10 protein-coding genes are annotated in these 10891 nt (G+C 60.3%); 4 read left to right on the plus strand and 6 right to left on the minus strand.

All coding sequences use genetic code 11. From position 1 onward, the window contains the following. Positions 1-34: 34 nt before the first annotated feature. The 6 genes from PHS32_RS12235 to PHS32_RS12260 all read right to left on the minus strand — a co-directional run bounded on the left by PHS32_RS12235 (position 35) and on the right by PHS32_RS12260 (position 7322). On the minus strand, positions 35-3994 hold the full coding sequence (locus PHS32_RS12235; RefSeq protein ID WP_301079255.1) for a PilC/PilY family type IV pilus protein: 3960 nt from the start codon (positions 3992-3994) through the stop codon (positions 35-37). An 11-nt stretch (positions 3995-4005) separates the two neighbouring features. After that, positions 4006-4551 carry a hypothetical protein gene (locus PHS32_RS12240; protein ID WP_301079256.1) on the minus strand — a complete coding sequence of 182 codons (546 nt, stop codon included), beginning with the start codon at positions 4549-4551 and terminating at the stop codon, positions 4006-4008. Between the two features lie 11 nt (positions 4552-4562). Further along, positions 4563-5564 (minus strand): PilW family protein, encoded by a 1002-nt coding sequence (locus PHS32_RS12245; protein WP_301079257.1) that lies wholly within the window; start codon positions 5562-5564, stop codon positions 4563-4565. A 4-nt stretch (positions 5565-5568) separates the two neighbouring features. Beyond that, positions 5569-6141, minus strand: a complete 573-nt coding sequence (gene pilV / locus PHS32_RS12250) for a type IV pilus modification protein PilV (protein ID WP_301079258.1) — start codon at positions 6139-6141, stop codon at positions 5569-5571. Positions 6142-6150: 9 nt separating this feature from the next. Beyond that, a complete protein-coding gene (locus tag PHS32_RS12255) occupies positions 6151-6702 on the minus strand; it encodes a GspH/FimT family pseudopilin (protein WP_301079260.1) in 552 nt (183 codons plus the stop codon). 86 nt (positions 6703-6788) lie between these two features. Beyond that, positions 6789-7322, minus strand: a complete 534-nt coding sequence (locus PHS32_RS12260) for a hypothetical protein (RefSeq protein ID WP_301079262.1) — start codon at positions 7320-7322, stop codon at positions 6789-6791. Between the two features lie 233 nt (positions 7323-7555). Here PHS32_RS12260 and ribD point away from each other — a divergent pair, with 233 nt between their 5' ends. From ribD to PHS32_RS12280, 4 genes are all read left to right on the plus strand, one after another. Continuing rightward, positions 7556-8653: a bifunctional diaminohydroxyphosphoribosylaminopyrimidine deaminase/5-amino-6-(5-phosphoribosylamino)uracil reductase RibD gene (gene ribD, locus PHS32_RS12265; protein ID WP_301079263.1), complete on the plus strand. Its 1098-nt coding sequence runs from the start codon at positions 7556-7558 to the stop codon at positions 8651-8653. Between the two features lie 115 nt (positions 8654-8768). Beyond that, positions 8769-9413: a riboflavin synthase gene (locus PHS32_RS12270; RefSeq protein ID WP_301079265.1), complete on the plus strand. Its 645-nt coding sequence runs from the start codon at positions 8769-8771 to the stop codon at positions 9411-9413. A 51-nt stretch (positions 9414-9464) separates the two neighbouring features. Beyond that, positions 9465-10580 (plus strand): bifunctional 3,4-dihydroxy-2-butanone-4-phosphate synthase/GTP cyclohydrolase II, encoded by a 1116-nt coding sequence (gene ribBA, locus PHS32_RS12275; protein WP_301079266.1) that lies wholly within the window; start codon positions 9465-9467, stop codon positions 10578-10580. Positions 10581-10654: 74 nt separating this feature from the next. After that, positions 10655-10891 (plus strand): 6,7-dimethyl-8-ribityllumazine synthase (locus PHS32_RS12280; RefSeq protein ID WP_301079267.1); only part of this gene is annotated, 237 nt, incomplete at its 3' end.

The following is a 10891-nucleotide window of genomic DNA, read 5'->3' on the forward strand; positions in this document are numbered from 1 at the left end:
CTGTAAATCGTTGCCAGAACCTGCTGGCAGGTGCCTATGGTGCCACAAGTTCGCGCCAGGAAATGCGGCCGGTGTGTGCCGCCTGACGGGCCCGTTCATCGCCTCCGGTTCTCAGGGACCCCTCGGTATTGGCTATCGTTTGCGTTGTCACCACACCAAGTGCGTCGGTGGTGACAATCGTCACACTACTGTCCGCGTTGACAGTTCTGACGATGGTGGCGTAGCTGCCATCGGAATAGGTGATCGTGGTGGTCGTCACGGCACCAACGACGGTGGTGGTCACCGACGTGATGGTACCGCCGCCGCTGCCACTGCCGGTGGCACTCAGATCACCCAATTTTGGGTCGGTCGAACCGGCGGCTTTTGGATCTTGCGTGCTGCTCCCGTTATCGGCACCGGGGTTTTTGGTCCAACCTGAACTGTAAAAGCACTTGCCGTTGGGATGGTGCCAGTAAGTCCCGTATTCGGCCAGTACATAGTTGCTATACAAACCCGATTTGACGCGCCAACCGTATTCCGGGCGACCTGAGACATTCTGCTCAATGGCCGAGTTGGGCGTCGTGTCCCGGATGATCTGGATTGTCAGGGCACCGCCGTGCCGCGCACCGGTGGTGGGGTTGGTGGTACTCGTGGGAGAGGTGGTGCTATTCCAGCCAGCCGTTCCGGGACCATCGGTGCCGTTGGCGGGCGGAATCACGGGCTTGTACATATTGCCGTCGTTCGAACCTGCCGCCTGCCACATACACCCTGGTGATATAGGTATCAAGCCGACCCGAATATCCCCGTTGCCCCACCAGTCTTTCGCGGTCAAGGCATCCAGCGGCATGTTAAAAACCAGGCTGCCTATCGGTTTGGGCTGCGCAAGTTGCGCGGCTGTGGGGGGAGTGGAGCCCGACCAGACGACATTGGGGTCGCGGCGATAGGTCTGCAAGCTGGCCAGGTCCAGGGTGGCTGAAGTGACGTAGTCCTTCAAAGCAATATAGCCATGGTTCACGTTGTAGAGATAACTGGGGTCCCCGATGTGGAGTTTTACCGCCGGACTCAGGTACTGATTTTGCACCAGCACCTTGAAATTCTGCGTCAGGGAGGGAATGGCATTGCTAAGCAGCAGTGTCGTGCTGCTGGGATTGAGCATGTTGACACCAGTCACGTCAAAGACATCGTCGTACTGGTGAAAATGGGTGTCGTACCGGCAACTGGAGTCAACACAGGTATCGCCCACGCTGACCGGATCAACGCCGTTGTTATTGAAGGCACTGGCGGTCAGCGCCGGGGCGAAGTCGGTCCAGCCGGACTGCGGTGTGGTGGCCCCAGCGGCGGCCCCGCCCGCGGTACTGGTCAGCGTGAACGTCAGTCCGCCGCCGTTACTGATGCTGCCCACGGTAATCGCCCGGCCGTTGCTATAGGTCGAGGTGTCGACAATGCAAACCACGTTGGCGCTCTGCGCAGCGCACGTGGGTGTGATCGTATTCCCCCCGATGTAGGCATCGTAGGTCCCGCTGGTGCCTATCTTGGAAACAACCAAAGCGGCAGCTTGGACCGCCGTTTTGTTATAGCCAATGGTAATGCTGCTACCGTAAGCACTGCCATTTCCGACGCGAACGCTTTGGCTGTTGGACAGATCCCTATTGATCTTATAGCCGCTTGAGTTGGTACTGGTACCGCTGAAGGTGATCAAACCGGTCGGTCGAACCCCCGGGCTCGGGTTCACCAGGGTCTGCGAGCTGCCGGCGGCAATGCTGATGGTCTTGCCATTGAAGCGGGCACCTGCCGGCGCCTTGATGGTGATCACATTGCCTGATGTGGTGGCGGTAAACCCGCCGGTCACCAGACTATCGATGGTGTTCGCGTTGGTGCTGCTGGCGCTGCCGTCAGTGATGTCGCTCACCGACAAGCCCGAAACAATGGTGACGCCGTCAACGGTAATGGCACCCAGGGTTGCCGGAAAACCGCTGGTCTGGCCGGTGGTGCCGACCGTGATGGTGGCGCTGGCCTGGGCGCCGCCGGTGGGAGGAGCGAAAAAAATGTCGACGTCGAAGTGGCCACCGGTAACCCCGGCGCCGGTACCCAGATTCACCGGCACGATGGTGACATCGGGGTTTTGGTTGAACAAGGTGTTGTTCAGCGTGCTCAGTTGCACCAGAACCGGTTGCGACATGACGCCAATCCCGATCATTTTCCCGACCGGTACGCCGTCGGTGGTCATGACCGGTGCCGGGGGAGTTGCCCCGTCCTTGACACGATCGTCATCGGTCAGGACATGATCGCCGCTGAGATCCAGAAAAGGCGAATTAGCCACTCCACCGGTGAGGTAGTCGAGCTCCATCAACCAATTTTCTCCGTTGACAGTGGAGGCCTGGACGGTGGTGGAAACGGTGGGGTTGTAGGCGTTAAAGTAGAAACGTCCGTTTTCAATGAAGCTGCCATCGCCCACCACTTTTTCACCGGCCGGCAAAGCCACTCTCCAGCCCTTGTGATGGGTCGCGCCGGAGGTCCAGTCGGGTTGATTGGAAGTCAGGGTGCGAACGCGGCTGGCGCACGGCGTTGCGGCCGCGCTAGTGCCCGAGGTATAGCAGCGTTCGGTCATTGTTTGCGTCAGCATGACGGCGTTGGCAGCCGGCGCACCATCCCAAATACCGTAGGCCGCAAAAACCGTGGTGTCGGTCAGGTCGGTGGCCGTCAGCATGGCACCGGTCGCGAAATTGATCATGTAACCGCCATTGGGGTGCAGGGCCACGCCGGGGGTCATGGTGATCGGCTGCGCGGGGGACGTGGTCAACAAGGCAGTGGCCGTCGATGTGCCTAAATCGAATTTCCACATGGTGCCGTTCAGATCGCCGGCATAGACCGTGTCGACATTACCGTCGTTGTTGCTATCAATGGCAACAGGTGTCGACAAGCCATTCGGGCTGGCCGCGGTACCCGATGTACCGGCCTTGATGGCGGCAATCCGGGCCCCGGTATTGGCGTTGATGATGTACAAATAGGCTTGGTAGTCGCCGCCGTTGTTATAGCCATTGCCGACAATCACGGCGTCGACACCACTCACCTGAGCGATGGTTGGGTTGGCATAGGTGTAGCCCAGGTTGGCATAGTCGCTGCTGGCAACGTTATTGAGCGTGCTGGGCGTGATCTCCCAGAGAATATTGTCTGCCGCCGCAGTCTCGGTGGCCGGTGCCAGCCGGGAGCTGCCCGTGATATTCAGCGCGTACAGCCCCTTGCCACCGCCCGCCAAGGTACCTACCAATACCCGCTTTGTGCCAGACAGGATGGTCGCCACCATGACCGAACCATCAACATAGAAATCGTGAACATAGGGTATGACGGTAAGGTTGATCATCTTCGAGATCAACATGGAAGGCACGTAGGCCCAACGCTCGGCGCCGGTCACAGCGTCAAAGGCATGCAACATGCCGTCGTTGGCGCCGACAAAAACAGTGGGGGCCGGTGTCGCGCTGCTGCTGTCGTTGAGGTAGTACGGCCTGGAGTGAACAATATCGCCCAAAGGAGAGGCACGCTGGCGCAAGGTACCACCTTGCTGGACTTCCCCGGTGCGCACGCCACGCAGATAGTCAACAATGCCGCTGGAGGTCAGGTAACCCTGCTGCGTACTGTCCAGATTGGCCCAGAGGAAAGGGATTTTTGCACCACTGGTGTCCATGGTCACAATGCGCCGGTTGCTCCCTTGCAGGTCCAGTTGGTAGGCGGCGCCACCGTTCCAGGGCTGCGTTGCACTGCCGACATCGCCGGCGCTGTTGACGGCGTAGGCAATCAGATTGCCGCCCCAATATTCCTTCTCGTACTGGCCCCGGTAAAGAATCTCATGGCCCGAGGTCAGGTTGTAATTGGTGATGTCGTCCTGGGCGACGTAGCCTATGGGTTGATTGGCCGGCGTGAAGGCGGGAATGGCCAGCGCCAGCCTGAGCGCCACAACCAGCGCCACAAGCAAAACGAGAGCCGCAACCCAGATCGGTTTGACAGACAGTTTGAACATACGAAATCTCCTCAAGAGGCGGGGCAACTCAAAACGCTGTAATACGACTGAACCAATTTGGCGGCCCCACGGCTCGACGTACCGCGCCCGGTAATCAGGTAGGTGTTGACCTTGTTGCAAACGGCCATGGCCTGCCTTCCGACAGCTGCGCTGGAGCCGGTCAAAAGGTTGTTGGTCGACATGAGTTGAATCTGATAACGCTGCGCACTACTGCTCACACTGAGTGAATTGCTATCGCTCCAGGTCAGACTCAACGGGTTGTTGGCGCTGCCTGACGGCAACAAGTGGGGCGAGTTCGTCGCGTCGTAGGTCACGAAGCCGGGGTTGCTGTAATTGGTACCGGTGGCAAGCCATTTTTCAGCCGTCGCGACGGCGGTTTCCGCGTTATTCATGGCAGCGTCTTCAAACTGCAAATTTCCAGCCAGTTTGTACTGGGTATTGGAAGTGCTGACCGCCGTGATGCCTATCATCATGATCAGCACCAAAACCAGCAAGGCGATAACAAGGGTGGCGCCTTTTTGCCGGGCCGCCGAACGATGAGCAAAATGAACTCGCATGATGATCGTCCTCAGTTCCGCAACTGAACCACCGTGCTGAACAACTGACGGCGAAAACCGTCAGGCGCGGCACTCAAGTCATAGGTCTGGTCGCCCATCGAATAAATGTTGGTATTGGAGTAGCCCGGCTCTGCCGTCTCGTTGCGGGCCAGCAACCAGATCCGCACCGCGTTGACGTTGTCCCAGTCGGTCACGCCCGAGTCCGACGAGGCGCCGGCAATGGTGTCGAAAAACTGCGTCGTCAGCGCCGGCATGGTGGTGACCTTCCCATACTGAACCTGCAAGTGTTCAATGCCGCTGGCAACCAGCTCGCGGCTCATGGAGCCATCGCTCTGCAGTGCTACCCGGTACAGCGCCGGCAGCAGCGGGCTTTCGGTCGCCGAAACGGTGAACGGACTGATGTAGTAAACATAGGTTTGCAGCGCAAAGCTTGCCAAAGGCGTCGGCGAACCTGGAAAAGTCGGCGCCGTGGTGCCGCGGAAGATCTGGCCAGTGGCGTAACTGGACCGGAAATAGATCGTGTTGGCGGTCAGCGTCGTCGATGGCACGGCCGCCAGACGGCGCACCACCAGCACGTCATTGCCATCCGCGTAGCTGGCGCTCGGGATGCACGATCCCGAGAACGGGTTGCTGTTATTGGCGCCCCAGACACTTTGGCGGATATTGGCAATAAAAGATCCGGCGCCAGCCCCAGTCCCCAGGCACTCATTGCTCAAGGTGCCAAGGGTGCTGGGCGTGATGAGTGTCGGCTCAGCCCAGGTGTAGCCGCGAAAACCGGCCTGGCGCAACTCCTGCTTCATCGAATCCAGCGCATAACGTCCATTGGTCAGCAGTTCCGAGGTGCGGTCATTGGTGCGCGAATTGCTTGAGTTGGTGGCCAACACACCGACCAGGCCGGCCAGAATGCCCAGTCCGATGGTGATCGAAATCATCATCTCGATCAAGGTGAAACCTGCCTGCCTGCCTGGCCGCTGGAATCGCTTGCCGGTAACTGCCGGTTGGGGTGTATTCATGACTTCAATTGAAGAAAGTTCGGGTTGCGGTATAGGAAAATTTCTCGCCGGTGCCAGCAGCATTGCTGCCAACCGGCGAATTGGCGTTGGCAGCCGCGTTGTTGGTGTTGGTGCGGCGGTCCACCCAACCAATCGTGATGGTGTAGCTACTTTGAGCGCCGTTCACCGTCCGTGCGACCGACCACGAGCTTTGCGGCAAAGTTGCCGCGACCGCGTTTTGCCACTGCGAAAGATCAAAAGCGACCAACGCGGCGGCGTCGCAGCCGGCCGTTACACAGGCTGTGCTGACCGCTCCCGCAGCGGCCAGAAAGGCCGCCCCGGTGGTGCTTGAAACCACATAATCGCCGGCCACGGCACCCGGCTTGTTAGCCTCCATGCGCTCGGCCAGATCAGCCGCCAGGAATACCGCCAGGGAGCGCAACTGCCCGCCCTGATTAAGACGCATCGAGTAGGCTTGCAACCCGGCCGTGCCTAACAAGGCCAATGAAATGACCAACAGCGTGACCAACACTTCAATCATCGAGAAGCCGCGCTGGGTGCGGCAGCTGTCGGACCGGCTGGGAACGATTCGTTTCATGGCTACAACCTACTGCTTGGCGATATGACCGGTGCCGGCCACCGTAACCGTGTGATTGACGGCACCAGACCAGGTTCCGCCCAATGTCAGCGTGGCGGTTGAGTTGCCGGCACCCTGCGAACTGTTGGCATTGAAACGAATCGTGGAAAACGCCGCCGCGCTGGCATCGAGCGCGGTCAAGGTCAATGACGCATCCAGCGCAGGACGCACGATGAAGGGGTTGGGACTGGTGGCGCTGCTGGTATCACAGGCATTGTCGCTATTGGCATCGGTGCAGGCCACCCAACCGGTCAGCCAATTGGTACTGGCGGAGCAGTCGGTACCGGCGGTATTGCGAACACACACCAGGACGCGGCTGTTACGCTTGATCGCCTCGCCACGGGCCTGGTTGAGATCGCTGGCCAGTTGCGCCAGAGCCGACCTCTGGCGGAAATCGTTGAGCGTGTCCCGCAGCGTCGGTACTGCAATCGCCGCCAGGATGGCGGCTATGCTAACGACGATCAAAAGCTCGATCATCGTAAACCCGCGCAGCGGCGCAACAGCATAGGTTCGAAATTTCATAGCTGCCAGATTACGGCAAATCCGGCAAGCGAGCCGCCCCCAACCGACGAGTGGGCGTTACCGGCCGTCAGACGGCAACCAGTCTGTCAGGAATCAAGTTTGCCGTACAGATTGAGCAATTCAGTGTTCAGCGCGCGCCGCGCCGCAGGCAGCAGACTGGCAACTTCAGCGCTGCCAACACGCGCCTTGGTGAACGCCTCTCTGAGCGCAGCCAGAAAAATCTCCTTGTCGAAGGCGAGCACACCCTCAACCCGATACTCTTTTGCCTTGGCACAGATCTTCTTGAACAGCGCGGTGGAGGTCGAAAAATCTTCGTTCGAACCAGCCTCTGTGTCATCCATCGGTGACATCGACAGCGACAAACCAGCGGCAAAACCATTCGCCTTGCCGGCGCCGGTCCTGATCGACTGCATCGCCTCCTGAATGGCAAGATCAAACTCGCGCACCAAATCGGCCTCGCTCAATTTCAGCAACAAGCTGCAATAGGAGGCATTCGCCAGTTGACGGTCCTGCGCCACATCTGTTTGCATGGCAGCGACCATGCGCCGCATCATCGACTGCGCGTCCTGCGACACATTCTGGGGCAAGACCTCAATAGCCTTCTTCAGTGCTTCTTTCATGCTGGATACTTTGAAAATGGCAGTCAGTACAGGAGCCAGTCTGCTGCCATCGCAGACCGGCAAGCGGCTGGCACGCGGGGAGCCAGCTATTCGTCAACGCAAATTGTATTCGTCATTGCTTTTGCCCCCGGCTTTTCCTGCCGCATCCGCCCGGCAAATTTCTTGGCGCTAAACTGCTTGCGCGTGATGCCGAATTAGGTATCCAAAAATCCTGCGCAATATCGCCCCACCCGATGCATCCTTTCATAGAACAAGCCCTGGCGCTTGCCAACCAGGGCCTGACCCTGACCTCGCCCAACCCGCACGTGGGCTGCCTGCTCAGCAGCGCCGACGGTCACCTGCTGGGCCAGGGCCAAACCCAGCGCGCCGGTGGTCCCCACGCAGAAATCATGGCCTTGCGTGATGCACAGGCACGGGGTCACAGCGTCCGGGGTGCCATCGCCTACGTCACCCTGGAGCCCTGTTGCCACCAGGGCCGCACCGGCCCCTGTTGCGACGCCCTGATCGCGGCCGGAGTGCAAAAGGTGGTGGCGTCGATAGCCGACCCCAATCCGCTGGTCTGCGGTCAAGGGTTTGCGCGACTCCGGGCAGCGGGTATCGCGGTCGAAGTAGGCCCCGGGGCACAACAATCGCGCGAACTCAATATCGGTTTTTTCAGTCGCATGATCCGCAAGACACCCTGGCTGAGGATGAAACTGGCGGCCTCGCTGGACGGCAAGACGGCCCTGGAAAATGGCGCCAGCCAATGGATCACTTCGGAGGCGGCGCGCGCGGACGGCCACGCCTGGCGGGCCCGCTCCTGCGCCGTCCTGACCGGCATCGGCACGGTGCTTGCCGATAACCCCCGGCTCGACGTGCGGCTGATCGCAACGCAGCGTCAGCCGCAGCTGGTGGTGGTCGACAGCCGCCTTGAAACGCCGCCGGATGCGAACCTTTTCTTGACTGATCGCGCGGTCTACATCTACACCGCTGCGCAAAACGACTCAAAAAAGGCCGCCCTCGAAGCGCGCGGCGCCAGCATCATTTACCTGCCCGATGCCAGGGGCAAGGTCGATCTGACAGCGATGCTGCAGGATCTTGCGCAACGCGAGATCAATGAATTGCACGTCGAAGCCGGTGAAAAGCTCAACGGCTCCCTGATCCGGGACGGCCTGGTCGACGAGTTTGTGGTCTATCTGGCACCCAAACTGATAGGCCAAGGCGCCGGCATGGCCAGTTTTGGGCCTCTGGCCGAATTGTCCCAAGCCATTCCCCTTGAGTTCAAGTCCACCGACAGGCTGGGGCCGGACCTGCGAATTGTGGCCCGGATTCCGGGACGCGATCAGTTCTGAAGTGTTGCGGGGTAGCCCGTGGAAATACGAGGTGAACCGGCTCAGTCCTCAACACTTCAGGCAACTTTTCGGCTGCTCCCGGCCGGTCGGCACAATCCCTGCGAAAATACCCCCCATGTTTACTGGAATCATCAGCGCCCTCGGGCGCATCGTTGCTGTGCAAGCCCTGGGCAGCAGCAGCACCCACGGCAAGCGCCTTACCATCGAATGCCCCGGCCGCTACCTCGACGACGTCAACCCGGGCGACAGCATTGCGCTCAACGGCGCCTGCATGACGGTAACCGCACTGCATGCCGGAGCAGGTCAGTTCAGCGTCGACATTTCCGCCGAATCGCTGGCCAGGACTACCGGACTGGCGCAAATGGGCGCCATCAACCTGGAAAAAGCCCTGCGTGCCAATGACCGGCTGGGCGGTCACCTGGTGTCGGGCCACGTCGACGGCATCGGCTCGGTGACACATTTTGCGCAGGTCGGTGAAAGCTGGGAGTTGCGCGTACTGGCGCCCCAAGGCTTGGCCAAATACCTCGCCTACAAAGGCTCCATCACGGTCAATGGCGTCAGCCTGACGGTGAACCGGATCGAGGACCTGCCGTCTGGTTGCCAGTTAAGCATCAACCTGATCCCACACACGGTCCACCACACCGCGTTGGGGACCCTGCGCCCTGGTTCCGAGGTGAATCTGGAAATCGATTTGATTGCCCGCTACGTCGAGAGAATGCTTCAAGCCGACCCGCAGCAAGCCATTGCAATGGCGCCGTAGCGCAGCCGTCCAGCATCCAATTTTCCCCAACACATCCTGAAAGACGTTCGCATGACCGCCCTCTCCCCAGTGGCCATTTCTCCGGTTGAAGACATCGTAGCTGACCTGCGCGCCGGGCGCATGGTGATCCTGGTCGACGAGGAAGACCGCGAGAACGAAGGCGATCTGCTGCTGGCGGCCGACCACGTCAGCGCCGAGGCGATCAATTTCATGGCGCGCTTCGGGCGCGGCCTGATTTGCCTGACGCTGCGCCGCGAGCGCTGCGAACTTCTGAAATTACCCCCCATGACGCTGCGCAACGGCGACAAGAAAGGGACTGCTTTCACGGCGTCGATCGAAGCCGCGGAAGGCGTTACCACCGGCATCTCCGCCGCCGACCGGGCGCGCACCGTGCAGGCCGCCGTCGCCAGCGACGCGAAAGCCGAAGACCTGGTGCAGCCGGGCCACATCTTTCCCCTGCAAGCGGTTGAAGGCGGCGTGTTGATGCGGGCCGGCCACACCGAAGCCGGCTGTGACCTGGCGGCCATGGCGGGCTGCACGCCCGCCGCGGTGATTTGCGAGGTCATGAAGGATGACGGCACCATGGCCCGCCTGCCCGACCTCCAGTTGTTCGCGGCCCAGCACGGCCTCAAGATCGGCACCATTGCGGACCTGATCGAACACCGCAGCCGGGTCGAATCCCTGGTCGAAAAAAAGGGCTCGCACACCCTCAACACGGCGTTCGGCGAATTCGTCGTTCACGCCTTCAGGGACAAGACCACGCTGGGCGTTCATCTGGCCCTGGTGAAAGGCCAGTGGGGTCCTGGCGACACGGTGGCGGCCCGGGTGCACGAGCCGATGTCGGTGCTCGACGCGCTGGAAGTCAATCGGGCCATGCACTCCTGGAGCCTTGATGCCAGTCTGGCGCGCATCGCCTCGGAAGGCAAAGGGGTAGTGGTATTGCTCAATTGCACCGAAAACGCCGAGCAGTTGCTGGCGCAGTTTGATGGCACGGCGCGCGCCAGCCATGGCCCGGAGCGGGGCCGCATGGACTTGCGCAGCTACGGTATCGGCGCCCAAATCCTGCGCGAATGCGGGGTCCATAAAATGAACCTCATGGGCAACCCGCGCCGCATGCCCAGCATGGCCGGCTATGGACTGGAAATTGTTGGATATATAACGAAGTAAATAGTCTTGCGGGACGGGCCGCGGTTACGCGATAGCCGAGCCAGTTCTGTCCCCAACACTTGAAGGAAAAGACCATGTTCGATGCAAACACCGGAGCGCTGGCGGCCAGCGACAAACGCCTGAACGGCAAACGATTGACCATTGGCATGGTTCAAGCCCGCTTCAACGAAGCCGTAACCACGGCACTGGCCGATGCCTGCAAGGCCGAGTTGATAGCCTTGGGCGTACTGGAAAAAAACATCGATCTGGTGCAGGTGCCGGGCGCGCTGGAAGTGCCCGTGGCCTTGATGGCGATGGCTGAAAAATTGAAG

The sequence above is a fragment of the Rhodoferax sp. genome (assembly GCF_028714215.1).
Classification (GTDB): domain Bacteria; phylum Pseudomonadota; class Gammaproteobacteria; order Burkholderiales; family Burkholderiaceae_C; genus Rhodoferax.

Bases quoted from the DNA above. Each gene is read 5' to 3' on its own strand.
- PHS32_RS12235 (WP_301079255.1), bottom strand. From the start codon at position 3,994: ATGTTCAAACTGTCTGTCAAACCGATCTGGGTTGCGGCTCTCGTTTTG.
- PHS32_RS12240 (WP_301079256.1), bottom strand. From the start codon at position 4,551: ATGCGAGTTCATTTTGCTCATCGTTCGGCGGCCCGGCAAAAAGGCGCC.
- PHS32_RS12245 (WP_301079257.1), bottom strand. From the start codon at position 5,564: ATGAATACACCCCAACCGGCAGTTACCGGCAAGCGATTCCAGCGGCCA.
- pilV (WP_301079258.1), bottom strand. From the start codon at position 6,141: ATGAAACGAATCGTTCCCAGCCGGTCCGACAGCTGCCGCACCCAGCGC.
- PHS32_RS12255 (WP_301079260.1), bottom strand. From the start codon at position 6,702: ATGAAATTTCGAACCTATGCTGTTGCGCCGCTGCGCGGGTTTACGATG.
- PHS32_RS12260 (WP_301079262.1), bottom strand. From the start codon at position 7,322: ATGAAAGAAGCACTGAAGAAGGCTATTGAGGTCTTGCCCCAGAATGTG.
- ribD (WP_301079263.1), top strand. From the start codon at position 7,556: ATGCATCCTTTCATAGAACAAGCCCTGGCGCTTGCCAACCAGGGCCTG.
- PHS32_RS12270 (WP_301079265.1), top strand. From the start codon at position 8,769: ATGTTTACTGGAATCATCAGCGCCCTCGGGCGCATCGTTGCTGTGCAA.
- ribBA (WP_301079266.1), top strand. From the start codon at position 9,465: ATGACCGCCCTCTCCCCAGTGGCCATTTCTCCGGTTGAAGACATCGTA.